The sequence below is a fragment of the Asanoa sp. NPDC049475 genome (assembly GCF_040676915.1).
Lineage (GTDB): Bacteria > Actinomycetota > Actinomycetes > Mycobacteriales > Micromonosporaceae > Asanoa.
Map to the genome: position 1 here is coordinate 60,633 of NZ_JBFAPY010000001.1, position 25,823 is coordinate 86,455.

Below are 25,823 nucleotides of genomic sequence, written 5' to 3' on the forward strand. Positions count from 1 at the left end.
CGGCGGCTTACGCCCTTCGGCTCTGCTTTTTCAGAGGCCTTCGGCCACGGCCGCCGCGATCCGCAGCCACGCGTCGCGGGTCTCGCGGCTCAGGCCGGCGTACCGGAGTGGCTCGCCGGTGTCGATCAGCCGCTCGTAGGGCGCCAGCAGGACGGCTCGGGTGCGCGCCGCGAAATGGCTCTCGATCGGCGGCAGGTCGATCTCGCGCCGGGACGGCGGCATCGACACCACGGTGACCGCCTGCCGGACGAGCCGGTGCCGACCGGTCTGCTCGAGGTGGTCGAGCATCCGGGCGGCGGTCTCGGCGGAGTCGTTGCGGGCCGACATGGTCACCACGAGCTGGTCGGTCGCGTCGATCGCGGCCTGCCAGTTCTGCGCGCGTACGTTGTTGCCGGTGTCCACGAAGATCAATTTGTAGAAGCGGCTGACCACGTCGCGGATGTGCGCGAAGGCGGCCGCCGTGAGCATCTCACCGGCGGTCGCCGACTCGTCCGAGGCGAGCACGTCGAACATGCCCTCGCCCTGCGCCCGCACGTACTGCGAGAGGTCGCCGACCCGACCTTGCGCCCCGCGGAACTGAGCCAGGTCGCGCAGCAGGTCGCGCACCGTGCGGTTGTGGAAGTCCTGCTGGGCGCGCATGCCCAGGGTGCCCTGGGTCTCGTTGTTGTCCCAGGCCAGCACGTACCCGCCGCGCTTCTGCCCGAAGGTCATCGCCAGCAGCAGGATCGCGACCGTCTTGCCCGCGCCGCCCTTGGGGTTGACCACGGTGACCTGCCGCAACCCGCCGAAGTTGCGCCGGATCGTCTCGATGCCCTGGCGGCGCTCCCGCTCGTGGCTGCCGGGCGGCAGCTTGACGAGGCCCATCGAGGTGCGGTTGACCACCGCGCGGACGCCGGAGGTGGCGATCGGGTCGGGCGCCCGCAGCGCCCGGCGACGGGCGAAGTCGTCGGCGGTCGGCACGCCACCGTCGGGCGCCCACTCGGCGCGCGGGGTGGCGGTCGCGGGTGGTGCCGACGGCATCGGCATCCGGTAGACGCCCTGTTGCGGCACCTCGACGACACCGGGAGCGATCTCGCCGGGTGCGGTCGGCGCCTCGTCGACCAGGTCCGCCACGTGCGGCGGGACGGGCGTGAGGTGGCGTGGAAACTCGTCGCCGTCGTGCGGCGCCGGCGGTGCGCCGGCATCTTCGGGCGCCGCGTCGGCGTGCTGCGGCGGAGCTGGCTGCGACTGCGGCGCGCCGGCGTGGTGTGAGCGCTCCTGCGCCGAGTTGCCGTGGTGTGGATGGTCCTGCGGCGCCGGGTCTGTCTGCGGCGGGCTCGCGTGGTGTGGCGCGGCGGCGCCGTGGTGGTGGGGCGGTGCCACGGCGGGGGACACGATCGGCAGGCGCTGTGGGGGCTGGGCCCACGGGGTGCCGGCCACCTGGCCGTCGCCGTTGCGCTGAACGGGCACGGCCGCGCCCTGTGGTGCCCTGACGGGCTGCTCGGGCGGCTGCGGAGGGGGCGGATTAGGCCCGGCGCTCGGGTATTCCACCGGGTGGGGTGTCGCCGGCGGCTGCGGGCGGTAGATCGGCCCGGGCGGGTGCGGCGCTGACGGAGCTGCGCCGTGGCTGGTCGGGTGCGGTGCGGGTTGGACCGCGCCGTGGCCGGTCGGGGGCGGCACCGGCGGAGCCATGGGAGACCCGGCGGGGCGCGGCAGCGGGGCCGCCAGGCCGGGCCGGTTGATCGGTGGCGGGGCGGGCGGTGCCGGCACCCGGATCGGTGGCGGTGGCGGCGGCACGGGCGGCCCACCGTGCACCGGAGCGGCCTCGGCCGGATCCTGGTCGGCCGAGCCGGCCTCCGACTCGTCCGGCGGCCACGGCTGCTCGGCGCCCGGCCATTTGGCCGCGCCGTTGCCACTGGGCCGGTAGACCCGGTCCGAATCGTCAACCACGCCGGTCACCTCCACAACAGCGGTCACACCAGCACCAAGGGTAAGGGGCGATCGCTGGTCTGGGGACCGCTGGGAGATCAGCGGATGTAAACGGCCCAGGCTCCGGGTTCGATCCACCAGGATCGTTTGCGGGTCAGCTTGGCGGCCACGCCGTCGTCGACGAACGGGACCTCTTCGTCGCGGGGCAGCACGGCGACGGCCCGGCCACGGGCGCGGCGCACCTCGACGCGCACCTTGGCCTTGCCGAACAGCGACCGGGCGACCACCGGCACGGCGACCGCGACCTCGATCTGTCCGGAGGTCGGGTCAGGGCCGGCCAGCAGCGGCAGACCGTCGAGCTCGGCGTAGCCGCCCGCGTTGCCTACCGCGCAGGCCAGCACCGGCTCCTCGCCGTCGGTGAGCACGGCGTCGTCGACCTCGACCCGGCCGCGCCAGGTGGGTCGGTCCTCGCCGCCGATCAGGGCGCCGTCGAGGGTCACCGAGCCGGCATCGGTGCGCAGCAGGTCGAGCCGGCGAACCGTGCTGCCGAGCGCGACCGCGGCGACCTCGGCCGGGTCGCGCGGCAGGCCGAGCCGGGTGACGAGGTCTCGGGAGGCCGGACCCATCGGCAGCACGGCCAGCGGCGGCAGGTCGGGCACGGTCCGGTTTCCGGCGAGGTCCGCGGGCCGGCGGCTCGGCGGGGGCGCGTACCGGCGGACCAGCCGCCGCACGACGTGGCGCAACTGGCCGTCGGTCGCGGCCGCGACCACGAGCCGGGTCTTGCTGTCGCCGTCGGGCCAGGTCAGGCCGTCTTCACGGGCGGGACCGTCGAAGCGCGCCAGCGCGGCGTCGACGTCCTGGTCGGAGTGGGCGGTGATCGTCTCGACCCGGGCACCGGCGGCGGCGAGCGCGTCCAGACACGCCCGGACCGGCGCCCGCAAAGTGTCCGTCGCGCAGGCGTCGCCGCCGCAACACGCCTCACCCGCGCCCTCGGCAAGCGTCAGCAGCACCACGTCGTACACGGTCGGTCTCCTCGCGCCCCAAGCAGGCATCTGTTCGTTTGTTGTTAGCCTGACACTTCGGGCTCGCCAAGCGGTCGCCACCCTGGCACCCGAGCCCCGTGGAGGCGGTCGAAAAAGATGCCAGCGATAGTGCTTCTCGGCGCGCAGTGGGGCGACGAGGGCAAAGGCAAGGTTACCGACCTGCTTGGCGGGCAGGTCGACTACGTGGTCCGTTACTCGGGCGGCAACAACGCCGGGCACACGGTGATCACCCCGGACGGGCAGAAGTACGCCTTGCACCTGATGCCGTCGGGTGCGCTCTCACCCAACGCCGTGATCGTCATCGGCAACGGCGTGGTGATCGACCCCAAGGTGCTGCTCGCCGAGATCGACGGGCTGGCGGAGCGCGGCGTCGACGTGTCACGCCTGCGGATCTCCGGTGACGCGCATCTGATCATGCCGCATCACCGGGCACTGGACCGCGTGGTCGAGCGATACCTGGGTTCGGGGCGGATCGGCACGACCGGGCGGGGGATCGGCCCGGCGTACGGCGACAAGGTCGCGCGGATGGGCATCCGCGTGCAGGACCTGCTCGACCCGGGCATCCTGCGCAAGAAGGTCGAGCTGGCCCTGCGGGAGAAGAACCAGACCCTGTTCAAGGTCTACAACCGCAAGGCGATCGACACGGACGCGGTGGTCGAGGAATACCTGGCGTACGCCGAGCGCCTGCGCCCGTACATCGCCGAGACTCGCGAGATCCTCTGGGGCGCGCTCGACCGCGGCGAGATCGTGCTGATGGAGGGCGCCCAGGCCACCATGCTCGACATGGACCACGGCACCTACCCGTTCGTGACGTCGTCCAACCCGACGGCCGGCGGTGCCTGCGTCGGCGCGGGGATTCCGCCCACCAAGGTCACCCAGGTGATCGGCGTCGCCAAGGCGTACACCACCCGAGTTGGCTCTGGTCCGTTCCCGACCGAGCTCTTCGACGAGAACGGCGCGCACCTGCGGAAGATCGGCGCCGAGTACGGCACGACGACCGGTCGCGAGCGGCGGTGTGGCTGGTTCGACGCGGTGGTCGCCCGCTACGCGGTGCGGCTCAACGGCATCACCGATTTGGTGATCACCAAGCTGGACGTGCTGACCGGCCTGGAGAAGGTGCCGATCTGCGTCGGGTACGAGATCAACGGCACGGTCCACTCGGACATGCCGATGTCGCAGACGGACTTCCACCACGCGGTGCCGGTCTACGAGGAGCACGACGGCTGGTGGGAGGACATCTCCAAGGCCCGCACGTTCGCCGAGCTGCCCGCCGCGGCCCGGTCCTACGTGGAGCGGATCGAGGAGCTGTGCGGCACCCGCGTGTCGGTCATCGGAGTGGGTCCGGGTCGTGAGGAGAACGTCGTACGCCACGAGCTTCTCCGAGTGTCTTAGGATCCGACATCGTGCGCATTCTTCTCATTGGTAACGGTGGGCGCGAGCATGCCCTCGCCATCGGTCTCGCGGCGTCGCCGGGTGTCACGCTGATCGCGGCACCCGGCAACCCGGGCATCGCCCAGGTCGCCGAGCTGCGTCCGGTCGACCAGCTGAACCCCGACGCGGTCGCCGCGCTGGCCGTCGAGGTCGGCGCCGACCTGGTCGTCGTCGGTCCCGAGGCGCCGCTGGTCGCCGGGGTCGCCGACGCGGTGCGGGCCAAGGGCATCGCCTGCTTCGGCCCGACGGCGGCGGCCGCCGAGATCGAGGGCTCGAAGACCTTCGCCAACGAGGTCATGGCCGCCGCCGGGGTGCCGACCGCCGAGTCGGTGTCGACCAGCGACCTCTCGGTCGTGGCTTCGGCACTCGATCGGTTCGGCGCGCCGTACGTGGTGAAGAACGACGGGCTCGCGGCAGGCAAGGGCGTCCTGGTCACCGACGATCGGGACGCCGCGCTGGCGCACGCGGAAGACTGCGGTCGGGTGGTGATCGAGGAGTACCTCGCCGGGCCCGAGGTCTCGCTGTTCGTGGTCTGCGACGGCGAGACGGCTGTGCCGCTGGTGCCGGCGCAGGACTTCAAGCGGATCGGCGAGGGAGACACGGGGCTCAACACCGGTGGGATGGGCGCGTACGCCCCGCTGCCGTGGGCGCCCGCCTCGCTCGTGCCGGACGTGCTCTCTTCGGTCGTCCACCCGACGTTGGCCGAGATGCGGCGGCGCGGGCGGCCGTTCGCCGGGCTGCTCTACGTCGGGCTGGCGCTGACCAGCGGCGGGCCGAAGGTGATCGAGTTCAACGCGCGGTTCGGTGACCCCGAGTCGCAGGTCGTGCTCGCGCTGCTCGAGTCTCCGCTGGCCGAGTTGCTGCGGGCGGCCGCGACCGGGACGCTCGCTTCGCTTCCGCCGTTGCGGTGGCGACCGGGTGCCGCCGTGACGGTCGTGATCGCTTCGGCCGGCTATCCGGAGTCCGCCCGCACCGGTGACGTGATCTTTGGGGCTGAGGGTTCCGGGTTCGTGCACGCGGGCACGGCGCTCTCTTCCTCGGGTGAGCTGGTCTCGGCGGGCGGTCGGGTGCTGTCGGCGACGGCGACGGGGCCGGATCTGGCGGCTGCGCGCTCGGCGGCTTATGCGCTGGTCGACCAGGTGACGCTGGCCGACGCCGTGGTCCGGCGGGACATCGCGCTGGCGGCGGTCGAAGGGCGCATCGAGGTGCCGCGGTAGGGCTTGTGTCCGATCTTGCGGTAGTCGGATCGGGTGGCGTCGGGAACGCGACGGTGACGCGGCACGAAAGCGGGATTCGTTCGGCTCGATCGGTTCTTACCGTGTTAAGCCATGAGGACCTTCCGCACCCCACTCGTGCTGCTCACCGCCGTTGCGGCAACGCTGTTGACGGGATGCGGTGACAAGCCCGGCAACAATCTCGGATCCGGTACGCCCACCGGTGCGTCGTACGTGATCGGCGAGGACACGCCCACCGACGCCGACCTGACCCCGAGCCCTTCGGCGTCGGCTTCGGAGCCGGCCGGTGGCGAAAACGGTGGCTCCAACGGCGGCGAGCAACGCAACGATCCGTGGATCCAGTACTTCCGGATCAAGCAGAAGCCGCATTGCCCGTCGGGTCAGTGGCCCAACGGCCGCGAGGTCATCGTCGAGTGGAAGGTGACCGGCACCGACAAGGTCACCATCTCGGTCGACGGCCCGGGGATCTACGACACCTTCGACGCGTCGGGCTCGCAGTCGTTCTCGTTCTCCTGCGGCGACTGGGGTCCGGGTGAGACGGCCAAGCACACGTACCTGCTGATGACCGTCGGCGGAGGCCCCGTGGCGAAGAAGACGATCACGGCGACGGCTACGGTCAGCGGCGGGAGCACCGGCTCCCCGTCGCCCGCGGCCGAGCAGGCGGCGCCCGACGCACCCTGAGGTTCGGATGCCGGAAGGTCACACGATCCATCGGTTGGCGGCCCGGCATCGCGCGATGTTCGCCGGGCACAAGATCGAGCTCACCAGCCCGCAGGGGCGGTTCGCTTCCGGGGCCGCGCTGCTGTCCGGGACGTTGCTGACCTCGACCGAGGCTTACGGGAAGCATCTGCTGCACGTGTACGACTCCGGGGACAGCGTGCACGTGCATCTCGGGCTCTACGGCACGGTGACCGACGGGGCCGGATCGCCTCCGTGGCCGCCGGTCGGGCAGGTGCGGATGCGGATGGTCGGCGGTGGTCACTGGCTCGACCTGCGTGGGCCGACGGACTGCTCGGTGTTGTCGCCCCCGGAGGTCGCGGCGTTGCGGTCGCGCCTGGGGGCGGACCCGTTGCGTCCCGACGCTGATCCGTCTCTTGCCCTCGCACGCATCGGGCGTAGCTCCGCGGCCATCGCGGGGCTGCTGCTCGACCAGTCGCTCTTCGCTGGGGTCGGTTTGGTGTACGCGAGTGAGGTGCTGTTCCGGGCCGGCATCGGGCCGACCCGGCCGGGGCGGTCGTTGTCGCCTTCCGTGTTGGCGTCGCTCTGGACGGACCTGTGCTCGCTGATGGCCGAGGGTGTGGTGAAGGGGCGGATCGACACCGTGCACAGCGCGCACCTGCCGGAGGCGATGGGCCGGGCGCCGCGGGTGGATCGGCACGGTGGTGAGGTCTACGTCTACCGCCGGACCGGCCAACCCTGCCTCGTCTGCGGCACGGCGATCGCGCGGGCCGGGCTGGCGGGCCGCAACTCGTACTGGTGCCCGTCCTGTCAGGCGTGAGGGTCGCGTAGGCCTACGCAGTCGAGTGCCCAGAAGGGTTCCGCGTAGACGAGGGTGCCGGTCATCGATTCCTCGTACGCGCTGAGTTTGACGACCTGGAAGGCCGCGTCCGGGATGCGCAGGCTCGGCTTGCGGAAGCCCAGCGGGCCGCCGGGCTCGAAGCCCCTCGTGCGGTAGTAGGCGGGGTCGCCCTCGAGGAACAGCAGTGGCGCGCCGGCGCGGTCGGCCTCCTCGATCGCTCTCCGCACCAGTTGGGTGCCCAGTCCTTGGCGCTGGTGTTGCGGCAACACGCCCAGCGGTGACAGCACCAGCACGTCGACCAGCTTGCGGGGCGCGTCCAGCCACGAGGCGGTGAGCAGCACGTGGCCGGCCGGCTCGTCGTCGACGGTGGCCACGTACCCGCGTGGCGGTTGCTTCGCGTTGTGTTGCCGCAATGCGGTGACCAGGCGTGGGACGAGGTCGTCGCCGAACGCGCCGGCATGGATCCGCTGGACGGCGTCGGCGTCTTCCGGTGTCTCTTCGCGGATGGAGGTGGTCATCGCCTCATTTTGTCGACCGCGTTGCCGGCGGCGCACAGGATTATCGCCAGGGCGGCGGCACCGAGGGCGCTCCACATGACACCGGCGAGCGTGTGCGGGGCGAGCTCGGCGGCGACGACCAGGGCGGCGCAGGCCAGCCAGACGGGGGCCGAGGCCCACCTGGTCGCGGTGGCGACGCGGTCGTTGACCAGCACGAAGACGAGCGCGTAGAGGGCGCCGGTGGCGGCGAACACCGGGGCGTAGCGGCCCAGGTGGGTGTAGTCGGCGCCGCCGGCCAGCCCGAACGCGAAGCCCCCGGCCACCGCGGACGCCGCGATCAGGATGGCGCCGCTGGCACCGACCAGCAGGAGCGCGGTGCGCAGCGCCCGCCGGTTGCCCTGGGCGAAGCGGGGCAGGGCCAGCACGGTGACCACCTGCGGCGCCCAGAGCGCACCCTTGGTCAACACCGTGCCGACGGAGTACGCGCCGGAGGCGTCGGCGGTCAACAGGTGGCGGGCGAGCAGGAGGTCGGCGTACGAGGCGACCAGCATGGCCAGCGTCGCCGAACAGGCGGTGAGCACCTCGCGGGCGCGGATGGCGTCGGCGACGTGCGGCTGGTCGCTCCTGCTGAGGACGGCCAGGGCCGGCGGGATCAACCAGGCTCCGACGGCACCCGCGACGAGTGCGGTGGTGAGGCCCGCGCCGGCGACGAGGCCGCCGATCAGGCCCGCGTACCGGCCGAGCGCGAGGATCGCCATGCCGGCCGCGAGCCGGAGGAACCGCTGGTCGCCTTGGAGCTCACCGAGCCAGCGGCCGGCGAGCACGGTCGGCACCGTGGCCAGCGCGGCCAGCAACGTGTAGCTGGCCGGCAGGTCGAACAGCCGCACCAGTACGGGCGCGAGCACGAGGAGCGTGCCGGCGCAGACGAGCGCGGTCAGCAGGCTGACCCGGGCGGTCTGACCGGCGCCGTTGCGGGCGCGGTGCACGGCGATCGCGATCTGGAGACCGAGCCCGGGCACGGACGCGATGGCGGTCAGGCCGAGCATGGTGGCCAGCGCGCTGAGGTCGGCGCTGCTCAGCTGCCGGGCGCCGATGACAGGCACGAGGTAGCCGAGCGCGTTGGTCAGGGCACCAGCGATGGCGACGGCGGCGCCGGCGGTCGCGATGCGCCGTCCGGTGGCGGTCGTCGGGGTCGTTGGTGGGCGGGTCAGTGCGGACATGACGCCGTGCAGCCTATGGCCTGACGACCGCCGTAGGCCGTTGTTACCGAATCGTGACACGTCGATGTCTGGGTTACTGAGCGTGGCATTGTTGGGATGATCTGTCGTCCTTTGTGGGCTTTTGCCTTCTGGCTGCTCGGCTCTCGTCCGGACCTCGTCGTTACTCCTGGGTAACTCGTGGGTTGTGACCTTCCTCGCGCAGGAGCACGATCGGGTCCGTTCTCGGTTACCCGTGAGTAACGCGGAGGAGGAACCATGGCCCTCGAATCTGCGCGTGGACGGACCCGCTGGCGGCGGTTCGCTGTGCTGACCGTGCCCGCCCTGGCGGCCGCGGGCTTCATCGTCTTCGGGATGGCGCAGGGTGCGATCGCGGCGTCGTTCGCGGTCTCGGGCCAGACCTTCAAGGTCTCGGCGGACAAACTGGTGGGCGACGGCTTCGTCCAGTACGGCAGCGTGGCCAAGGACGGCGACGGAGCCGAACATCCGGTAGCGGTCTCGGGAATCCGCCGCGCGACCCTGACCAACCTGTGCCAGTCGGTGAAGGTCCCGGGCGCGCCGGTGGTCCTGACCATCAACGCGGGCGGCAACGGCAAGCCCGCGACAGCCAACAACCTGCTGCTGGACATCACCGACCTACGCGGCGACGCGACGTTCACCAACATCGAGATCGGCCGCGATGCCGGCTCGCTGAACAAGGCCGCGGCCAGGGGAGAGCCGGGCACGTTCGGCCAACAGTCGGACCGGATCGTCATCGACGACCTCAAGCAGGTGGCCTGGTCGACGACGGCGGGCACGTTCACCCTGACGGGCCTGCACCTGAAGGTCAACGTCGGTGACGACGCCAAGGAATGCTTCTAGTGTCGCTGGCCGGCTTCCGGAAATGGCGCCAATCCCGCCCGTTCTGGGGTGGGCTGTTCCTGGTCTTGAGCGCCGTCGAGATCTTCCTGAGCACCCAGCTGAGCCTGGGCGGGCTGAGCTTCCAGCTGGGTCCGACCGGCTTCCTGTCGTGGCTGATCCCGACGATCCTGCTGGCGTGCGGGGTGCTTTCGTGGACTACGCCGGCGCAGCGGTTGTTCTACGCGGTGGTCGGTGCGGTGACGGCGGTCTTCTCACTGATCGGCGTGAACCTGGGCGGCTTCTTCGTGGGCCTGGTCCTGGGAATCGTCGGGGCAGGTCTGGTCTTCGCCTGGTTGCCGGGCACGCCGGCCATGCCGGCCGCGGCGGCGGAGGAGGAGGACGCGCTCCCCGACCCGGCGCCCTCTGATCCGAACGCGTCGCCAGGTGCGGCGGGTTATGCGGTCATCGCGTTCCTGCTGGTGTTGGGAATCAGTTCGCTGGTCGCGCTGCGAGGCGCGACGCCGGCCTACGCGGCGCCGTGCCCGAAATCGGCACCTGGTCAGGGCACAGCCACGCCGTCCCCCACCGCCGAGCTGCCTGCGCCGGAGAAGCCGAAAGGAGGGCTGCTCGGCGACATCATCGACGGAATCACCGACATCTTCGACGGCGATGACGAGAAGAAGCCGGATCCGGGCGCGGCCCCAACCCCTAGCGCGACGCCCAATCCCACGCCCGCGGCCGACGCGGGCAAGCCCAAGCCCGGCGACTGCGCCGAGTCGTCCCGGAAAGCGGACGCGGTTCCGCTGCTGGGCCCAGACGCGAGCGTGCCCCTGGTGAACAGCAAGCCGTCAGTGCTGACCGGCACGAAGCTGACGATGTGGGGCTTGCGCCTGGACGGCATCTACGTCCTGCACACCGCGGCCGGTGATGTCAGGTCGCTGAAGTTCAGCATGAACCGGTCGCTGGTCCGGACCTTCGCACTGCGCGTGCCGCAGAAAGCCGGCACCCCACTGCTGATCAAGAGCAACACCTTGACGGTGCGAGGCAACGTCGCGTTCTACACGTCGCGCTTCGTGGGCCAAATCGCCGGCATCAAGCTGACGCTGACCCCGGACTCACCCCTGCCCCCGGACGGCATACCCCTGACACTCCCAAGGATCGACTTCGACGACCCACACATCGACCTGATGTACGTGTCGTGCGACGAACTGCTCGCACCCACGCTGGACGAGTCGTTCATCGCCCCGTCAGCCTGAGCCGGCGTCAGCGCGACCCGCTCGTGAGCTCGCGCGGCTTGGGCACGTTGGTGCGCACAGCCGCGCCTCCGGGGTGCCCGCCTCGCGTTAGCCCGTGGGCGCCCGTGCCGGCTGAGTCCACGGGAGCGGCCGCACCGCGGCCGCCCCCGTAGACCCGCTGTCAGAGGCGGGCCAGGGCGGCCTTGAGCGGGTCGAGGCCGATCGAGCCTAGGTCGAGGGCCTGGCGGTGGAACTCTTTGAGGTTGAAGTCGGCGCCCTTGCGGGCCTTGGCGTCGTCGCGGGCCTGCAGCCAGATGCGCTCGCCGACCTTGTAGGACGGCGCCTGGCCTGGCCACCCCAGGTAACGGTTGAGCTCGAAGCGCAGCACGTCGTCCTGCACGCGGCAGTGCGCGCGCATGAACTCCCAGCCGAGCTCCGGCGTCCAGCGCTCGCCCGGATGGAAGCCGAACGGGTTGTCGCGCGGGATCTCCAACTCGAGGTGCATGCCGATGTCGACGATGACGCGGGCGGCGCGGAAGGCCTGGGCGTCGAGCATGCCCAGGCGGTCGCCCGGGTCGGCCAGGTAGCCGAGGTCGTCCATCAGGCGCTCGGCGTAGAGCGCCCAGCCCTCGCCGTGGCCCGACACCCATAGCAGCAGCCGCTGGTAGCGGTTGAGCAGCTCAGTGCGTACCGCGGTCTGCGCGACCTGGAGGTGGTGGCCCGGGACGCCCTCGTGGTAGACGGTCGTGACCTCTTTCCACGTGGAGAAGGCGGTCTGGCCGCCCGGCACCGCCCACCACATGCGGCCGGGGCGACTGAAGTCTTCGCTCGGGCCTGTGTAGTAAATGCCGCCGTCGCTGGTAGGCGCCAGCATGCACTCGATGCGGCGGACCTGCTCCGGGATGTCGAAGTGGGTGCCGTGCAGCTCGGCGATCGCCTTGTCGGCCAGGCTCTGCATCCAGTCGCGGAAGGCCTCTTTGCCCTCGATGCGGCGGGCCGGGTCGGCGTCGAGCGCGCGGACCCCGTCGTCGATCGTCGCGCCGGAACCGGCGATCTGGGCGGCCACCTTGCGCATCTCGCCCTCTAGGCGGGCCAGCTCCTCGAAGCCCCACGCGTACGTCTCGTCGAGGTCGACCTTGGCGCCGAGGAAGTATTGCGACGCGAGCTGGTAGCGCTCACGACCCGCGGCCTGCTTGTCGCGACCGAGCGGGGCCAGCTCGTCGCGCAGGAACACGCCGAACGCCTGGGTCGCGGCCGTCGAGGCGGCGGCGCCCTGGGCAAGAGTGGAGCGCAGCGCGCCGTCGGCGTCGAGCCGGTCGGCGAGGGCGTGGAAGAAGTTGTCGCGCGCCGGGTCGGTCCAGATGTCGCACTGCTTGGCCACCTCGATCATCTGGTGGCGGGAGCTGACATGGCCCTGTGCGGCGGCCTCACGCAGCGTGACCTGGAGCTGCTCGACCGCGCGCGGGAAGGCGTTGAGCCGCGCCGCGATGTTGCCGACCGCTTCGGCGCCCTCGGTGGGCATGAGGTCGAACGCACCGCGCAGCCCGTGCAGGGCGCTGGAGATGACGTTGACCTCGCTGGTGACCTCGCCGGCGTCGTAGCGCGCCAGCTCCAGGCCGAGCCGCTCCTGCATCGCCTCTTTGGCGACCCGCTCCGACTCGCTGCCGGGCTCGATGGTCGTCAGGTCGCTGAGCGTGCGCCTGGTTAGGTCGGCCCCGGCCGCGAAGCCGTCGGGTGACAGGTCTTCGAACTTGTCGTCGAAGCCCTTGATGCCGACAAACGTCGCGCCGGCCGGGTTCAGCGGCGCCCACTCGTCGACGTAGCGGTTGGCGAGGTCATCGATTCGTCCCACGAGGTCGACAGTACGGCACGGGTCAGACGATTTTTGGTCTGCGGGAGGCGGGTAGGGGCGGGTCGAGGGAGGGGTCCGAAAAGCGCGCGATTCTTGTCGTACCCATAAGGCAGAGTGTCATGGGTGACGACCGCAACCACTCCTGACAGGGCCGACGCGCGCAGTTGGCTGCCGGGTTTCGTGCTCCTCGGCGTGATCTGGGGCTCGAGCTTCCTGTTCATCAAGGTGGGAGTGGCCGAGCTACATCCGCTTTACGTGACGCTCGGCCGAGTGCTCGCGGGCGTTCTGACCCTGCTCGTCGTGATCGCCGTTACCCGCGACCGGCTACCCCGCGACCTGCGTCTATGGGGGCATCTGACGGTCACCGGCGTGGTGGGCACGGCAATGCCATTCACCCTTTTCGGCTACGGGGAGGAGCGCGTCTCGTCGTCCCTCGCCGGCATCTGGAACGCCACGACCGCTCTTCTGGTGCTGCCGCTGGCGGTCTACCTGTTCCGCACCGAGCGGATGACCATGAACCGGGCGGTCGGGCTCCTGATCGGGTTCGTCGGCGTGCTGGTCGTGCTCGGCGTCTGGGAGGGTCTGGGCGGCGCGCAGTTCACGGGCCAGCTGATGTGCATCGCCGCCGCGGCCTGCTACGCGATAGCGATCCCCTACACGAAGCGGTTCATCAGCGACAGCGGCGAGTCCGGCCTGGCGCTGGCGGCCGGGCAACTGATCACAGCGACGGTCGCGCTCGCCGTCGTGGCCCCGCTGACGGCCGGCGCACCGACCCCGCTGGGCGACCTGTCGGGCAAGGCGATCGCCAGCATCCTGGCGCTGGGGGCGATCGGCACGGGCCTGGCCTTCGTACTCAACATGCGCAACATCAAACTCGTCGGCGCGACCACCGCGTCGATGGTCACCTACCTGATCCCCATCTTCGCCGTCGTGCTCGGCGTGCTCGCCCTCGACGAACACATCACCTGGCACCAGCCAGTAGGCGCCCTGATCGTGCTGGTCGGCGTCGCGGTTGCCCAGGGCTTGATCGCAACCCGCAAGCGCCCCCAACCGGCGGCGGTGGCCCCAGAAGCCGAGCTAGCCGTCGACCGAGCCTAGAACCCGCCTCCCAATCGCCGCGGCCGGCAACTCTCGCTCAGCCGCCGCCCGGTTGGCAGGCGACGAGCCGGCCCGCGGCTTGGGTCTGGAGACGCGACTGCGGCCTGGAGCTACGGCGAGCGAGTGGTGCCCGCGCCTTGAGCGCTCGTGGGTCGCGGCCGAGGCAGCCCGCCAGCGGGTTGGGTCTGCGACGGCCAAACTCAACCGCGACCTGGAGCTACGCCGTGCGAGTCCTGCCCGCGGCTTCAGCTCTCGTGGCCCGCGGCCCAGGCGACGAGTTGCTCGGCCGGCCAGGTGTTGACTACGCGGTCGGCCGGGACGCCGCACAGGGCCGCGCGTTCGCAGCCGAAGCGTTGCCAGTCCAGCTGGCCCGGTGCGTGGGCGTCGGTGCTGATCGTGAACACGCAGCCGGCTTCGAGGGCCTGGCGCATCAGGCGTTTCGGCGGGTCCTGTCGTTCGGGGCGCGAGTTGATCTCGACGGCTTTGCCGTGCTCCGCGCATGCCGCGAACACGGCCGCCGCGTCGAAGTCCGACGGTGGGCGCAGCCGTTTGCGGTGGCCTCGGTCGCCTGGGCCTTCCGCGCCAGCCGGTCGGTTGGCGACCATTCGGCCCGTGCAGTGGCCGAGTACGTCCAGGTGCGGGTTCTCGACGGCCCGCAGCATCCGGCGGGTCATGCGCGCGCTCTCGTCGCGGAGGCCGCTGTGCACCGAGCCGACGACCACGTCGAGGCGGGCGAGCAGTTCGTCCTCCTGGTCCAGCGAACCGTCGGCCAGGATGTCGACCTCGATGCCCGTGAGGATGCGGAAGCCTTCCGGCAGCGCCTCGTTGACCGCCGCCACGTAGTCGAGCTGTCGCTTCAGCCGATCCGCGGTCAGGCCCCGCGCCACCTTGAGCGAGGGGGAGTGGTCGGTCAGCACCACGTACCCGTGACCTAGCTCGACCGCGGCGAGGGCCATCTCCTCGATCGGCGAGCCGCCGTCGGACCAGTCGGAGTGGGTGTGGCAGTCACCGCGCAGCGCCGACCGCAACGCCGCGGCCGCCTCGTCGAGGTCGACGCCCTCCGTCGCGTTGAGTCGGCGCAGGTAGACCGGCTCCTCGCCGGCCAGCGACTCGGTGACACACCGGGCGGTCACGTCGCCCACGCCGGACAGCTCCGTGAGGGTCCCAGCCGCAGAACGCTGGGCGATCTCGCCCGCCGGCAGCCCACTCAGCGTCTTGGCCGCCGAGCGGAACGCGCGTACGCGGTAGGTCGCCTCGTTGGCTCGTTCGAGCAGGAACGCGATGCGCCGGAGATCGGCGACAGGGTCACGCGCGGTCGTCACGCTCCGAACCTACTGGGCAAAGCGCTCCGACACCGACCCCGGTTAGCGTTGGCGTCATGCGAACGATCGACTGGGTGGACGGGGCCATCGAGCTCATCGACCAGACCAAGCTGCCCGGCCAGCTGGAGGTCCGGCGGATCGGCACCGTCGAGGAGTTGGTCGACGCGATCCGCTCGCTCGCGGTCCGCGGCGCGCCGGCGCTGGGCGTGGCCGGCGGCTACGGCGTGGCGCTCGCGGCCAAGCAACACGGCGGCGACTCCGAGGCGCTGGCAGCGGCCGTGCGCCTGGTGACGTACGCGCGGCCGACCGCGGTCAACCTCGCCCGCGGGGCACAACGAGCGGCGACCCGTCTGCCACAGGGCTTCGACGCGGTCCTCGAAGAAGCCGATGCGCTGCGCGACGAGGAGATCGCCGCGTCGGCCGCCATGGCCACCCGCGGTGCGGACCTGTTGACCGAGCTCTGCGGCGCGGAGCCGAAAGTGCTGACCCACTGCAACACCGGCGCGCTCGCGGCGGTGGTCGGTGGCACGGCGCTGGGCGTCGTGGCCGAGCTGCACCGCCGGCGGTCGCTAGGTCCCGTGATCGCCAGCGAGACCCGGCCGCTGCTGCAAGGAGCGAGGTTGACCGCCTGGGAGCTCGACCAGCTCGGCGTCGACTTCCGGGTCGCGGTCGACAGTGCCGGCCCGTTCCTGATGGCGCGCGGCGAGGTGGACGTGGTGGTCCTGGGCGCCGACCGGATCTGCGGCAACGGCGACACCGTCAACAAGGTCGGCACGTACGCGCACGCGCTGGGCGCCCGGCGGGCCGGGATCCCGTTCGTCGTGGTGGCGCCGGAGTCGACCGTCGACATGGACACCCCGACCGGTGCCGACGTGGAGATCGAGGACCGCGACGGTGCGGAAGTGATCAGCGGCGTGCCGGCGGTGAACCCTGCGTTCGACGTGACGCCGCACGACCTGGTGACCGCGATCGTCACAGATCGTCGAGTAATCCGCCTGGACCGCGGGGAGCGGGTCTGACCACGCTGACCGTCGACCGGTCCGCGGCGACGGCCCGCACCCAACCGCCCGCCCGGCCGAGTCGCAGGAGAGCGTCCGGACGGGCGGGGATGTCCAGCGGTGCGGCCAACGGCGGGGGCCAGCCGGCCCGCATCGCGTGACCCGGCGCCAACCAGGGCAACACCGCGGAGATCGGGTCGGGGGCGGCCAACGCGGCCCGCGCCTCCTGCAACGCGGCGATGATGCCGTCCAGGGTCGGGGCGACCGCGGGCGCGTTGCCGCCACACATCGCCGCCACGAGCTCCGGCCTGGTTGCCGCAACACGCGTGCCGTCGCGGAACGACCCCGCGGCCAGGGCGCCGGCGAGCGGGTCGGCCGCGCTGGCGGCGAGGGCGGTGGCCAGCAGATGGGGTACGTGGCTGATGGTGGCCACGGCCCGGTCGTGCTCCTCGGCCGTGGTCGGCACCACCCGCGCACCGAGCCCGATGACGAGCTCGGCCAGATCCAACCAGTCGCCGAGCGAGGTCTGGCCGGGCTCGAAGCACAGCACCCAGGCACAGTCGTGGAAGAGGTCGGCGTCGGCCGCACCGAACCCGGAGCTCTCTTTGCCCGCCATCGGATGCCCGCCCACGAAGCCAGACAGCCGCTGGTGACGGGCCTGGAGCCGCTGCTCGACCAGCATCCGCACCGGCGTCTTGACCGAGGTGACGTCGGTGACCAACCCGGTGTAGCCGGTGGCGGCGATCTCGTCGAACACCCGGGGCAACGCCGGCAACGGCACCGCGACGAGCACCAGGCCCGCATCCGTGACGGTGTCCCGGATCGTGCCGGCGATCTGCCAGCGGGCGTTCTGCGGTGCACGCGCGGCGGCGGTGCGGGCGGTCGCCCGGGTGGCCGGGTCGGCGTCGTAGCCGAGCACGCGGTGCCCGCGAGCGGCCAGCGCGCGCAGCGCCGACCCGCCGATGAGACCCAACCCGATCACCGCGATGTCCACGCGAGCGACTTTCGCACACCTCGACCCGTTGCGGCGCATGATGCCCGTGGGGCGACGCCGTCCGCGTTTCGTAGTCCGGATTAGCCTAATCGCCCAGATACGGTGTCGACGTGACATTTAGGGGCAAACTCGCCGGTCTCATCGCGTCTGTCGCGGCCACCGCGGCTTTGTTGTCGCCTGGTTCGCCGGCGCTGGCCGCTGTTGTCAACGTGACGCCGGATCCGTTGCCGACGTTCAACGGCACGGTGCTGGCCACCGCGTACGCCGGGGACACGCTCTACGTGGGTGGCGACTTCACCAGCGTGACGGCCGGCGGTCGGACGGTCACACGGAACCGGCTGGCAGCGGTCAACGCCCGCACGGGCGCGCTGCTGGGTTGGGCCCCCGGCGCGGACAGCACGGTCCGTGCGATCGCCGTGTCGGGTCGCGCGGTGTTCGTCGGCGGCGCTTTCACGGCGATCAGTGGAACGCGCCGGGACGGCCTGGCGCGCCTCGACGCCGGCAACGGCTCGGTGCACAACTCCTTCAAGCAGTCGTTGACCGGCATGCCGTACTCACTCGCCGTCGCCAACGGCCGTCTCTACGCCGGCGGGACGATGACCAGCCTCAACGGCCAGGCGATCCACCGCCTCGCCGCGTTCGACCCCAGCACCGGCGCGGTGGTCGCGGGTTGGCGGCCCAAGGCCGACGACACCGTCGAGACGGTCGTGCCGGTCGGCCGGCGGATCTACGTCGGTGGTCAGTTCGACTCGATCAGCGGTGCGTCGGGCACCCGCCACCTCGCCGCGTTGACCACCTCCGGGGCGGTCGACGCCGGCTTCACCTCGCGGGCCAGCGAGGTCGTGCACGCGGTGGCGGTCGGTGCGTCCGGCATCTACGCCGCGATGGGCGGTCCGGGCGGGCGGCTCGGTGCGTTTACCACCTCGGGCGCGGGCCGCTGGACCTTGACGATGGACGGGGACGCCCAGGCGGTCGCCGTGCTCGACCGGGTGGTCTACATCGGCGGCCACTACGACAACGTGTGCAAGTCGGCCCGTACCGGTGACAAGGGTTCCTGCATCGACGGCAACACCCGGCGCATCAAGCTGGCCGCCGCGAACGAGTCCGGCGGCGCGTTGCTGCCCTGGACCGCCGACGGCAACGGGTCGAGCGGGGTGCACACGATGGCCGCCAGCGGCAGCCTGCACAAGGTCGTCGCGGGTGGCGCGTTCACCACGATCCGCGGCGCCTCCCGGGCTCGGCTGGCGCAGTTCGGCTGAGGGTACGGAGGCGCTCGGTAGGGTGGGTACGGGTTCGAGAGGGGGTCCCGATGACGCAACAGGCGATGCCGCCCGCGGGCGCTCCGCGTACACCGCCATCGGGCCTGTTCCCCTCGGCGCGGACCCGGCCCACCTACCGCGAACCGCATCCCGTGCGGGGTGGCGCCGTCGCGGCCGGGGCCGGTGCGGGCGCCGTCTGGTTGCTGGCCTTCGGCGTGGTCGACTCGACCGTCAACGGCTACGTCTACTGGACGCTGCTGGCCGGCGGGATCGGCTGGCTGGTGGCGTTGGTGCTGGCCAAGGTCGGTGACCGTGGTGTCGCGGTGGGCCTCGCGGCCGTCACCGCCCTCGGCTGGAGCATCGCGGCGGTGGTCCTCGGCGTCACCTGGCTGAGCCGCGGCGACTGGCCACTGTGGTGACCAGCCGTGTTCGAGTCGCGACCGCTGGTGGCCGGGAAGCCGCGCTGCGTAGGGGATCGCGTGCACTGTGCGACCGGCCTTGACTAACCGCTCGAGCATCGGAGACGCTGCCGCCATGGCTTGGAAAGTGCAGCGGCTGGACCCTGAGCGCAGCCGCCGCCGAATGCAGCTGCTGGCTGAGCTCGCGGGAGCGAAGTCGGTCCGCGAGCGCAGCCAACCTCGACGTGCTCAGGGTGACCGGCTGCGCGAGTTGATCGCGACGCGCCGGCGGCTGGCCAGCTGACCAGTACCTCCTTCGGGGCGTTGGCCGGGCTGCCGCCCGCCCGACCGACTACCGTCACGTCGTAATGGAATGCCGGTGCACGGCGGCGGCCGCGCGCCACCGGGGTAAATGGGGGCATACGCCGTGTCGTACTTCGCTGGAGCCGCGGTCCGCGGTTCGGCCGGCTGGAGCGCCGCCGAGGTCAACCTGAACGGCGTCGCGGACATCGAAGAGGTCGCCGACCGCCTTCGCGACGTCGACCTCGACGCCGACATCTCGCTGCTCTTCGTCGAGTCCGACGACACCTATCTGGTCGTCATGCGCCTCGACGAGGGTGAGGACCTGCGGATCTTCGGCTCCGACTCGGCCTTCGCCGAGGAGTCGCGGTTGGGATCGCTGCTGGTCGGGGACCTCAAGGCACCGGCGATCGAGATCGACGAGGTCGTCGAGCAGAGCGCCGACCCCGACAAGCCGGCGGCGGACCCGGATGCCGACCCCGTCGGCGAGGCCGACCTGCTGGCCGACCTGGGCGTCTCGGCCCGTCGGCTGCTTGAGCTGTGCACCCGCGAGGGGTTGCTGCCCGCCGACGTCACCGCCGAGGTCTGCCAGACGGTCGGGTGCGGCGACGAGCTCGAGGAGCTTCGGGAGGCGTGACGGCGCCACGGCGCGGCCGCCACGAGGAGTGGATGCGGCGGGCGTTGGCGGTCGCGGCCGACGCGGCGGTCACCGATGCGGCGGACGTCCCGGTCGGAGCGGTGTTGCTCGACGCGAACGGCAACGAGCTCGCGGTCGGTCACAACGAGCGGGAGTTGACCGGCGATCCGACGGCGCACGCGGAGATAGTTGCCATGCGGCGGGCGGCGGCGGCCCTCGGCAGATGGCGCTTGGACGGGTGCACGCTGGTCGTGACGCTCGAGCCGTGCACGATGTGCGCGGGCGCCCTGGTGCTGGCCCGGGTGTCCACGGTGGTGTTCGGAGCGTGGGAGCCGAAGACCGGCGCGGTCGGCTCGCTCTGGGACGTGGTCCGGGACCGGCGGTTGACACACCGACCCGAGGTGTACGGCGGTGTGCTCGCGACCGAGGCCGCCGACCTGCTACGCGGCTTCTTCCGAACCGGCTGACGCCGGCTTCAGCAACGGTGCCGCAACGGTGCGGGCGGCCGGCGTCCAGGGGGTCGGCCGCATCGTCGCCGGATCGAGGCGCACGATCGAGCGGTGCCCTTCGGCGTGCAGTTTCGTGCCGTCCACCGACGTGATCCGGAAGCCGTAGACCCCGCTGGACGTCCCGAACGCGTCGAGCCAGAAGTGGATCAGGACGTCGCCCGTACCGCGGATGGGCGCCTTGTATTGGATCGCGAACTCGGCGACCGCGTGGAACACGTCCGGTGCGGTCGGCCGGCCGTCGACGATGCCGAAACCGCGTTCTTCCCAGTACGCCGTCAGCGCGCGCTCGAGGAGGAGCGAGTACCGCGAGTTGTGGACGATTCCCATCGAATCGAGGTCGTCGTAGTGGATGCGGACCCGCTCCGCGTGGCCGTACTCGGTGATGGTCGTCATGCGAGGTCCTCTGGTAGCAGGGCGGGATCGGTGGCGAGGGTGCGCAGGCGGTCGAGGGCCGCCCGGCGCGCGTATCGGTAGGCGATCTCGGGGGAGAGCAGGCGGGACTGCATGACCGCGGTCAACGCGAAGGACTCGAGCTCGTACGCCAGTTGCCGCGTGTCGGTGTCGGCGCGCAGGTCACCCTCGCGGACGGCGAGCCGCGCGAGGTTGTCGACGAAGTCCGACCAGAGGGTGAACGTGGTCGCGAGGCGGTCGCGCACCACGCCGGGCCGCACGCTGAACTCGAACTGCACCTTGGCGAAGAAGCAGCCACCCGGGAGCAGCTCGCTCTCGTAGAACGCGATCCGCCGATCGTGCAGGGCCCAGAGCCGCCGAACCCCGCGGGGCGCGGTCAACGCCGGACGGGTCACCTGGTCGAGAAACTGCTGCTCGGCCCGTTCGACGGTGGCGAGCTGGAGATCTTCTTTCGACCGCCAGTGCGCGAACAGGCCCGACTTGCTCACGCCGAGGTCGGTCGCGAGCTGGCCGAGGGAGAGCCCGTCCAGCCCGTCCTCGGTTGCCCGGGCGACCGCGCGGTCGAGCACGGCCGCACGGGTGCGGTCGCCGCGGGCGATCCGGCCGTCGATGGTCACTCGGTCACCGTACCGGGGTAACCGACCGACCGGTCGTTCATTTAGTAGTGGCGCACGTCACGCGATCGCGGTGTCCAGCGCGATCTCGACCATCTGCCCGAAGGTCTGCTCGCGCTCCTGCGAGGTGGTCTTCTCCCCGCGCTTGATGTGGTCGGAGACCGTGAGCAGGGTCAACGCGCGGGCCTTGAACCGAGCGGCGATCGTGTACAGCGCCGCGGACTCCATTTCGACCGCCAGCACGCCATAGTCGGCGAGGGCGTCGTAGAGGTCCGGACGGTCGGTGTAGAACGCGTCGGCGGCCAGGATCGGACCGACCGTCATCGGGATGCCGCGCTGCTCGGCCTTGTCAACGGCGGTGCGCAACAGGCCGAAGTCGGCGACCGGGGCATAGTCGATCAGGCCGTCGAACCGCGCCCGGTTCATGTTGGAGTCGGTCGACGCCCCGCTGGCGGCGATGACGTCCCGGAGCTGGAGCTCCTCGGCGAGGGCGCCGCAGGAGCCCACCCGGATCAGCGTCTTGACGCCGTAGTCGTTGATCAGCTCGTGCGCGTAGATCGACGCGGACGGCATGCCCATGCCGGAGCCCTGCACCGAGACCTCGACGCCCTGCCAGCGGCCGGTGTAGCCGAGCATGCCGCGCACCTGGGTGTAGCACTTGGCGTCGTCGAGGTAGGTCTCGGCGATCCACTTCGCCCGGAGCGGGTCGCCGGGCATGAGGACGTGTTCCGCGATGTCGCCGGGCTCCGCCCCGATGTGAATACTCATGCGGGCGATCCTGCCACCTCGGGTTTGCGCTGGCAGGAGGGGAGGGCGGTGCCCCCGAGCCAGGCGCTGCGAGGGTCAGGTAATCTTCTCGGCGGTGGTGTGTCCGAGTGGCCTAAGGAGCACGCCTCGAAAGCGTGTGAGGGTTTACGCCCTCCGCGGGTTCAAATCCCGCCGCCACCGCCGTTGACGCCGGGTCCCTCGTGGGCCCGGCGTCGTTCTTTGGTCAGCTCGCGAGTGGCGCGGACAGTTCGATCATGTTGCCCCACGGGTCGCCGATCAGGGCCAGCCGGCTGTTGATCTCTTTGAGGTCGAAGGGGCGGCCGAAGATTGTGACACCACGGCGGTCGAGCTCGGCCAGCACCTCGTCGACGTCGTCGACCCGCAGGCAGAAGTGGTGGTAGCCCGGGCGTTCGAGGCTGTCGATCACGTTGGTGTAGTAGGTGCCCGGGTCGGGGTTGCCTCCGCCGAAGAGCTCGACACGGAAGGTGTCGTCGTTGGGCGGCGCGAGGTAGGCGAGCTGCAGGCCGGCCCACGACCATTCGGCGACGACGCGGAAGTCCAGCTTCTCCGTGTACCAACGTCTGGCCTCGGCGTAGTCCGGGACCCGGACGGCGGCGTGGTCGCCACGGGCGGAGGCGAACGGGCTGGACGGGTTCTTCGCGGGCGCGGGCTGGGCGGCCATGGCACTCCCTCCGACGGCTCCAATCGTCACGTTAACGGGGACGTGCGGACCGTTTCGCGGAAACCGGCTTTGCCGGCGTTGACAGATCCGGCAGGCAACCCGCGCAACCGCTGAATCGTCAGACCCACCGTTCAGCATTGACCCCGAGGACCCATTCGACTCACGGGGGTGTGGGAAATGCAGACGTTAGGTGGTCGACTCCGCGAGCTGCGGCTGGCGCAGGGTTTCAGCCTCGCCGACCTGGCGGCGTTGGTGCCGTGCGACAAGAGCCATCTGTCCAGAGTGGAGAACGGCCTGCGGCGGGCGACGCCGCGCCTGCTGGACCGGGTGGAGCAGGCGCTTGGCGTGCCCGGCCGGTTGGCGTCAGCAGTTGCCGACGCCGAGGGTGAACAGGCGCTGCACGTCGTCGGTGTAGCCGACGACGGCCTTCCGCACGGTCTGGCCGTCGTGCATGAAGAGATAGGCGCGGTCGCCGCTGGTGACCATCAGCCCGTCGAACTGATAGCTGCCCGCCGGCGCGTTCATGGTCGTCGCCTGCGGATACGCCGCCTTCGTGGCCTCGACCGACGTGCCGACACCGACGCCCTCGGGCGTGGCCAGCGGCGGGTTGACCCACATCAGCACGAGCTCACCGTTGGCGAAGACGGGGCTCGCCTCGTGCACGTCGGTGAGCACCGGGCCGCAGGCTTCCTGAGGTCTGGCCATCGCACCCTGCTGAGCGAGCTCGGTGTCGGTCTGGCCGAGCCGCACGTCGCGGACGCCGTCGAAGTCGACGACGTCGGAACTCGTCGCCGTAGTGGTCGCGCTGGCATAGGCGGGCGAACCGCCGCGCTGGGTGGAATAGCCCGCGAGGAGAGCGAAGAGCGCAAGCGCAACGACGACCAGGGGGATGAACCGTGGCTTCATGTGACCTCCCAAGCACACAACGTAGTCGTTATCCACAGGTTTATCCACAGCGTGTGGATAGAACGTGTGTACGAGGAGGTGCCAGCTGAGCTGGCCTTATGCGCTCGGGTGTGGCCTGACGGTCAGCCTGGGGGCCTCGAAGTCGCGGTTGTCTACAACCAGCTGGGCGCGGTCCCGGGGTCGCACCGCGTCGAGCGGAATGTCGACGAAGATCCGCAGATCCCAGTGCGGGTCGAGCTCCGGACGTTGCAGGAAGCAGCCGTCTGCGATCAGGACGGCGTCGGCCGTCGCGGTGCGGTCCGGCCCGTCGAGCGCGGTGAGTGCGGCGAGGTCCATCAGCGCGGGGCGATAGCTGAGGGTGCCGCCCGGGCCGAGCGGCACGAGCAGCTTGTCGCGGATCCCGTCGTTGTCCCAGGAGTCCAGGTAGTAGCTCTCCGGGGAGTCCTGTGGAAAACGGGTCCGCAGCGCGACGGCCCGCCTGAACTGGTCGATGCTGACCCGGATCACCTCGCGGGCGGTCCGTTCGCGAAGCGTCGCCGCGAGCTCGTCGGAGAGCGTCGTCTTGCCTGCGGCAGAGCAACCGTCGATCGCTACGCGCACGGGGTGGGGACGCTCGACCGCGAGTGCGGCGTCCGCCAACGCCACCAGCACCTCTTGCCGTCGACTCACGAGATCCGCCCGTCCGCCGAGCCTGGATACGAATGTAGGGCCGGCCCGCAATTGGACCGGCCCTACGAAGAAAGTCGCTGATCAGCGAGCGGAGGATACGAGATTCGAACTCGTGAGGGTGTTAACCCAACACGCTTTCCAAGCGTGCGCCCTAGGCCTCTAGGCGAATCCTCCGTCGCACAGGATACAGGTCTGCTCGGGGCGATCCAGGCCACCCCAAACCCGGCGACGGGTCAGCCCGGGTACGCTAGGGGCACCCCTCGTGCGGCGTACAACCTGTGAACCTCCCCAGGGCCGGAAGGCAGCAAGGATAAGCGGGCTCTGACGGGTGCACGAGGGGCCTTTCTGTCTCTGGCCTCAGGTCCACTCGGACTGCGCGGCGTACCAGCCCAGTTGCATGCGGGTGCGCACGCCGGCCAACTCCATCATTCGCTGCACCCGGCGCTGCACCGTGCGCATCGACATGCCGAGCTGCGAGGCGATGGCGCGGTCGGTCAGCCCGGTCAGCAGGAGGGCGAGCACCTGGCGGTCGAGAGGGAAGAGCCGGCCGTCCTCGGATTGCTCGTTCAGCTCGCCGTCGAGGCCGAGCGAGAGCGGCCAGGCGCGGTCCCACACCGCGTCGAAGAGGGCCTGCAACGCGTCGAGCAGGCCGCTGCGGTGCACCACGATCGCCGTGGGGAGGTTGGTCTCGTCGGCCATCGGCAACACGCCGATCGCCCGGTCCGCGATCACGAGCTTGATCGGCACGTGGTCGGCGACGCGTACCTCTTCTCCCGCCGCCAACGCGGTGACCGCGTCGGCCGTGCCGCCGTCCTCTTCCAGCACCGCCCGCTCGACGACGACCCGATAGCGGACGCCTCTGCGCAAGGTCTCGGTCTCGACCGTGTTGTCGGCCCGGCTCACCGCGAGCGTCGTGGTGGTGACCAGGGCCTGCACCTCGTCCGTCGCAGTCGCCTGAAGCTGCTCGAAGCGCTGGCTGATCACATCGATCCCGCTGACCACCTCGACCAGGTCGCCGGCGGCACGGTCGGCGGCCGTCGCCCGGTACCGGGCCGCCAGGTTGGCGAGCTCGAGCTCCGCCCGGCGCAGCTGGTCGCGGCGGGCGGTGACCAGCGGGCCAAGGGCGAAAGCGGGGGAGCTGGCGATATATCGGCCACCGGAGCGGGCGGCCAGGCCGAGGCCGTGCAGGCTGGCCAGGGCAGCGTCCGCCTCGGGCAGGCTGGTGTCGAGCGCCGCGGCGAGCTCTTCGGTGGTTGCGGCGGGACGGGCGACCAATTCGCGGTAGGTCGCTTCTTCGATGGGTCGCAGGCCGAGTGCGGCGAGCGGTGAGCTGTCGGTCACGCGTTACTTCCCCCAGGTCAAGCGCTGGCGAGTATGCGCCATGACCTAAATACGACGCAACCGGAGCGTCCCGTCCATGTCGTGCGTGTGCCAGTGTGTGCGAAGTCGGCGCAGGCCCCTCACCCCCCAACTGCGCCGGC

The 25,823-nt window shown here is 71.0% G+C and carries 27 protein-coding genes, 2 tRNA genes, 1 other RNA gene and 1 pseudogene; 16 read left to right on the top strand and 15 right to left on the bottom strand.

What is annotated here, in order from left to right; genetic code table 11:
- Positions 1-30: 30 nt before the first annotated feature.
- Positions 31-1,929, bottom strand: coding sequence for a chromosome partitioning protein (locus AB0J88_RS00310; RefSeq protein ID WP_364354097.1), 1,899 nt, complete (start codon positions 1,927-1,929; stop codon positions 31-33).
- 77 nt (positions 1,930-2,006) lie between these two features.
- Positions 2,007-2,912, bottom strand: a complete 906-nt coding sequence (locus AB0J88_RS00315; RefSeq protein ID WP_364354591.1) for a diacylglycerol kinase family protein — start codon at positions 2,910-2,912, stop codon at positions 2,007-2,009.
- Positions 2,913-3,047: 135 nt separating this feature from the next.
- On the opposite strand from AB0J88_RS00315, the gene AB0J88_RS00320 reads away from it, so the two are divergent.
- The 4 genes from AB0J88_RS00320 (at position 3,048) to AB0J88_RS00335 (ending at position 7,115) form a co-directional block, all read left to right on the top strand.
- Positions 3,048-4,343 (top strand): adenylosuccinate synthase, encoded by a 1,296-nt coding sequence (locus AB0J88_RS00320; RefSeq protein ID WP_364354100.1) that lies wholly within the window; start codon positions 3,048-3,050, stop codon positions 4,341-4,343.
- 11 nt (positions 4,344-4,354) lie between these two features.
- The gene (gene purD, locus AB0J88_RS00325) at positions 4,355-5,599 is read left to right on the top strand and encodes a phosphoribosylamine--glycine ligase (protein ID WP_364354103.1); all 1,245 of its coding nucleotides are present in this window, start codon (positions 4,355-4,357) and stop codon (positions 5,597-5,599) included.
- Between the two features lie 111 nt (positions 5,600-5,710).
- Positions 5,711-6,298 (top strand): hypothetical protein, encoded by a 588-nt coding sequence (locus AB0J88_RS00330; protein WP_364354106.1) that lies wholly within the window; start codon positions 5,711-5,713, stop codon positions 6,296-6,298.
- Positions 6,299-6,305: 7 nt separating this feature from the next.
- Positions 6,306-7,115, top strand: coding sequence for a zinc finger domain-containing protein (locus AB0J88_RS00335; RefSeq protein ID WP_364354109.1), 810 nt, complete (start codon positions 6,306-6,308; stop codon positions 7,113-7,115).
- Here the strand turns inward: AB0J88_RS00335 and AB0J88_RS00340 are convergent.
- Together AB0J88_RS00340 and AB0J88_RS00345 are read right to left on the bottom strand one after the other, a co-directional pair.
- Complete coding sequence (locus AB0J88_RS00340) at positions 7,106-7,654, bottom strand: N-acetyltransferase (protein WP_364354112.1); 549 nt, start codon at positions 7,652-7,654, stop codon at positions 7,106-7,108. The two genes, AB0J88_RS00335 and AB0J88_RS00340, sit on opposite strands and share 10 nt — an antisense overlap.
- Positions 7,651-8,853, bottom strand: a complete 1,203-nt coding sequence (locus AB0J88_RS00345) for a polysaccharide biosynthesis protein (RefSeq protein ID WP_364354115.1) — start codon at positions 8,851-8,853, stop codon at positions 7,651-7,653. The genes AB0J88_RS00340 and AB0J88_RS00345 overlap by 4 nt, the downstream gene beginning before the upstream one ends.
- A 255-nt stretch (positions 8,854-9,108) precedes the next feature.
- On the opposite strand from AB0J88_RS00345, the gene AB0J88_RS00350 reads away from it, so the two are divergent.
- A complete protein-coding gene (locus AB0J88_RS00350) occupies positions 9,109-9,711 on the top strand; it encodes a DUF6230 family protein (protein ID WP_364354118.1) in 603 nt (200 codons plus the stop codon).
- On the top strand, positions 9,702-10,946 hold the full coding sequence (locus tag AB0J88_RS00355; RefSeq protein WP_364354121.1) for a DUF6114 domain-containing protein: 1,245 nt from the start codon (positions 9,702-9,704) through the stop codon (positions 10,944-10,946). Before AB0J88_RS00350 ends, AB0J88_RS00355 begins: the two co-directional genes overlap by 10 nt.
- A gap of 160 nt (positions 10,947-11,106) precedes the next feature.
- Here the strand turns inward: AB0J88_RS00355 and AB0J88_RS00360 are convergent, their stop codons facing one another.
- Positions 11,107-12,777, bottom strand: a complete 1,671-nt coding sequence (locus tag AB0J88_RS00360; RefSeq protein ID WP_364354124.1) for a DUF885 domain-containing protein — start codon at positions 12,775-12,777, stop codon at positions 11,107-11,109.
- Positions 12,778-12,900: 123 nt separating this feature from the next.
- Between AB0J88_RS00360 and AB0J88_RS00365 the strand changes: the two genes are divergently transcribed.
- Positions 12,901-13,875, top strand: a complete 975-nt coding sequence (locus tag AB0J88_RS00365; RefSeq protein WP_364354127.1) for a DMT family transporter — start codon at positions 12,901-12,903, stop codon at positions 13,873-13,875.
- A 245-nt stretch (positions 13,876-14,120) separates the two neighbouring features.
- Here the strand turns inward: AB0J88_RS00365 and AB0J88_RS00370 are convergent, their stop codons facing one another.
- Positions 14,121-15,197, bottom strand: a complete 1,077-nt coding sequence (locus AB0J88_RS00370) for a PHP domain-containing protein (RefSeq protein ID WP_364354130.1) — start codon at positions 15,195-15,197, stop codon at positions 14,121-14,123.
- A gap of 56 nt (positions 15,198-15,253) precedes the next feature.
- Between AB0J88_RS00370 and mtnA the strand changes: the two genes are divergently transcribed.
- Entirely contained in the window at positions 15,254-16,216 is a 963-nt protein-coding gene (gene mtnA, locus AB0J88_RS00375; protein ID WP_364354133.1) for an S-methyl-5-thioribose-1-phosphate isomerase, read from the top strand.
- Here mtnA and AB0J88_RS00380 read toward each other — a convergent pair.
- On the bottom strand, positions 16,170-17,189 hold the full coding sequence (locus tag AB0J88_RS00380) for a prephenate dehydrogenase/arogenate dehydrogenase family protein (RefSeq protein ID WP_364354136.1): 1,020 nt from the start codon (positions 17,187-17,189) through the stop codon (positions 16,170-16,172). The two genes, mtnA and AB0J88_RS00380, sit on opposite strands and share 47 nt — an antisense overlap.
- A 110-nt stretch (positions 17,190-17,299) precedes the next feature.
- Here AB0J88_RS00380 and AB0J88_RS00385 point away from each other — a divergent pair, with 110 nt between their 5' ends.
- The 5 genes from AB0J88_RS00385 (at position 17,300) to AB0J88_RS00405 (ending at position 20,250) form a co-directional block, all read left to right on the top strand.
- Positions 17,300-18,448, top strand: coding sequence for a hypothetical protein (locus AB0J88_RS00385; RefSeq protein ID WP_364354139.1), 1,149 nt, complete (start codon positions 17,300-17,302; stop codon positions 18,446-18,448).
- 50 nt (positions 18,449-18,498) lie between these two features.
- A complete protein-coding gene (locus AB0J88_RS00390) occupies positions 18,499-18,867 on the top strand; it encodes a hypothetical protein (protein WP_364354142.1) in 369 nt (122 codons plus the stop codon).
- A gap of 115 nt (positions 18,868-18,982) precedes the next feature.
- Positions 18,983-19,150: a hypothetical protein gene (locus AB0J88_RS00395; RefSeq protein ID WP_179266492.1), complete on the top strand. Its 168-nt coding sequence runs from the start codon at positions 18,983-18,985 to the stop codon at positions 19,148-19,150.
- A 123-nt stretch (positions 19,151-19,273) separates the two neighbouring features.
- Positions 19,274-19,783 carry a tRNA adenosine deaminase-associated protein gene (locus tag AB0J88_RS00400; RefSeq protein ID WP_364354146.1) on the top strand — a complete coding sequence of 170 codons (510 nt, stop codon included), beginning with the start codon at positions 19,274-19,276 and terminating at the stop codon, positions 19,781-19,783.
- On the top strand, positions 19,780-20,250 hold the full coding sequence (locus AB0J88_RS00405; RefSeq protein ID WP_364354149.1) for a nucleoside deaminase: 471 nt from the start codon (positions 19,780-19,782) through the stop codon (positions 20,248-20,250). Before AB0J88_RS00400 ends, AB0J88_RS00405 begins: the two co-directional genes overlap by 4 nt.
- Here the strand turns inward: AB0J88_RS00405 and AB0J88_RS00410 are convergent.
- The 3 genes from AB0J88_RS00410 to deoD are packed head-to-tail and all read right to left on the bottom strand — an operon-like array spanning position 20,224 to position 22,085.
- Positions 20,224-20,685, bottom strand: a complete 462-nt coding sequence (locus AB0J88_RS00410; RefSeq protein ID WP_364354152.1) for a thioesterase family protein — start codon at positions 20,683-20,685, stop codon at positions 20,224-20,226. The two genes, AB0J88_RS00405 and AB0J88_RS00410, sit on opposite strands and share 27 nt — an antisense overlap.
- Positions 20,682-21,320: a TetR/AcrR family transcriptional regulator gene (locus tag AB0J88_RS00415; protein WP_364354155.1), complete on the bottom strand. Its 639-nt coding sequence runs from the start codon at positions 21,318-21,320 to the stop codon at positions 20,682-20,684. The genes AB0J88_RS00410 and AB0J88_RS00415 overlap by 4 nt, the downstream gene beginning before the upstream one ends.
- A gap of 57 nt (positions 21,321-21,377) precedes the next feature.
- Positions 21,378-22,085: a purine-nucleoside phosphorylase gene (deoD, locus tag AB0J88_RS00420; RefSeq protein ID WP_364354158.1), complete on the bottom strand. Its 708-nt coding sequence runs from the start codon at positions 22,083-22,085 to the stop codon at positions 21,378-21,380.
- Positions 22,086-22,178: 93 nt separating this feature from the next.
- Here deoD and AB0J88_RS00425 point away from each other — a divergent pair.
- Positions 22,179-22,265 (top strand) — tRNA-Ser (locus tag AB0J88_RS00425).
- A gap of 43 nt (positions 22,266-22,308) precedes the next feature.
- On the opposite strand, the gene AB0J88_RS00430 is transcribed toward AB0J88_RS00425, so the two are convergent.
- Positions 22,309-22,767, bottom strand: a complete 459-nt coding sequence (locus tag AB0J88_RS00430; RefSeq protein ID WP_364354161.1) for a VOC family protein — start codon at positions 22,765-22,767, stop codon at positions 22,309-22,311.
- A gap of 177 nt (positions 22,768-22,944) precedes the next feature.
- On the opposite strand from AB0J88_RS00430, the pseudogene AB0J88_RS00435 reads away from it, so the two are divergent.
- Positions 22,945-23,118 (top strand): annotated as a pseudogene (locus AB0J88_RS00435) (helix-turn-helix transcriptional regulator); the annotation flags it as partial.
- 12 nt (positions 23,119-23,130) lie between these two features.
- Here AB0J88_RS00435 and AB0J88_RS00440 read toward each other — a convergent pair.
- The 3 genes from AB0J88_RS00440 to AB0J88_RS00450 all read right to left on the bottom strand — a co-directional run bounded on the left by AB0J88_RS00440 (position 23,131) and on the right by AB0J88_RS00450 (position 24,516).
- The gene (locus AB0J88_RS00440) at positions 23,131-23,673 is read right to left on the bottom strand and encodes a hypothetical protein (RefSeq protein WP_364354164.1); all 543 of its coding nucleotides are present in this window, start codon (positions 23,671-23,673) and stop codon (positions 23,131-23,133) included.
- A 96-nt stretch (positions 23,674-23,769) separates the two neighbouring features.
- A complete protein-coding gene (locus AB0J88_RS00445; protein WP_364354167.1) occupies positions 23,770-24,342 on the bottom strand; it encodes a uridylate kinase in 573 nt (190 codons plus the stop codon).
- An 89-nt stretch (positions 24,343-24,431) separates the two neighbouring features.
- A tRNA-Ser gene (locus tag AB0J88_RS00450) sits at positions 24,432-24,516 on the bottom strand.
- An 80-nt stretch (positions 24,517-24,596) separates the two neighbouring features.
- Here AB0J88_RS00450 and ffs point away from each other — a divergent pair.
- An RNA gene (gene ffs, locus AB0J88_RS00455) (signal recognition particle sRNA small type) lies at positions 24,597-24,687 on the top strand.
- A 12-nt stretch (positions 24,688-24,699) separates the two neighbouring features.
- Here the strand turns inward: ffs and AB0J88_RS00460 are convergent.
- Positions 24,700-25,683, bottom strand: a complete 984-nt coding sequence (locus AB0J88_RS00460; protein ID WP_364354170.1) for a helix-turn-helix transcriptional regulator — start codon at positions 25,681-25,683, stop codon at positions 24,700-24,702.
- Between the last annotated feature and the right edge of the window lie 140 nt (positions 25,684-25,823).

What these genes read in the sequence shown, in the direction of transcription:
- AB0J88_RS00320 (WP_364354100.1), top strand. Translation starts at nt 3,048, where the DNA reads ATGCCAGCGATAGTGCTTCTCGGCGCGCAGTGGGGCGACGAGGGCAAA.
- AB0J88_RS00330 (WP_364354106.1), top strand. Translation starts at nt 5,711, where the DNA reads ATGAGGACCTTCCGCACCCCACTCGTGCTGCTCACCGCCGTTGCGGCA.
- AB0J88_RS00335 (WP_364354109.1), top strand. Translation starts at nt 6,306, where the DNA reads ATGCCGGAAGGTCACACGATCCATCGGTTGGCGGCCCGGCATCGCGCG.
- AB0J88_RS00340 (WP_364354112.1), bottom strand. Translation starts at nt 7,654, where the DNA reads ATGACCACCTCCATCCGCGAAGAGACACCGGAAGACGCCGACGCCGTC.
- AB0J88_RS00345 (WP_364354115.1), bottom strand. Translation starts at nt 8,853, where the DNA reads ATGTCCGCACTGACCCGCCCACCAACGACCCCGACGACCGCCACCGGA.
- AB0J88_RS00350 (WP_364354118.1), top strand. Translation starts at nt 9,109, where the DNA reads ATGGCCCTCGAATCTGCGCGTGGACGGACCCGCTGGCGGCGGTTCGCT.
- AB0J88_RS00355 (WP_364354121.1), top strand. Translation starts at nt 9,702, where the DNA reads ATGCTTCTAGTGTCGCTGGCCGGCTTCCGGAAATGGCGCCAATCCCGC.
- mtnA (WP_364354133.1), top strand. Translation starts at nt 15,254, where the DNA reads ATGCGAACGATCGACTGGGTGGACGGGGCCATCGAGCTCATCGACCAG.
- AB0J88_RS00390 (WP_364354142.1), top strand. Translation starts at nt 18,499, where the DNA reads ATGACGCAACAGGCGATGCCGCCCGCGGGCGCTCCGCGTACACCGCCA.
- AB0J88_RS00395 (WP_179266492.1), top strand. Translation starts at nt 18,983, where the DNA reads ATGGCTTGGAAAGTGCAGCGGCTGGACCCTGAGCGCAGCCGCCGCCGA.
- AB0J88_RS00410 (WP_364354152.1), bottom strand. Translation starts at nt 20,685, where the DNA reads ATGACGACCATCACCGAGTACGGCCACGCGGAGCGGGTCCGCATCCAC.
- deoD (WP_364354158.1), bottom strand. Translation starts at nt 22,085, where the DNA reads ATGAGTATTCACATCGGGGCGGAGCCCGGCGACATCGCGGAACACGTC.
- AB0J88_RS00430 (WP_364354161.1), bottom strand. Translation starts at nt 22,767, where the DNA reads ATGGCCGCCCAGCCCGCGCCCGCGAAGAACCCGTCCAGCCCGTTCGCC.
- AB0J88_RS00440 (WP_364354164.1), bottom strand. Translation starts at nt 23,673, where the DNA reads ATGAAGCCACGGTTCATCCCCCTGGTCGTCGTTGCGCTTGCGCTCTTC.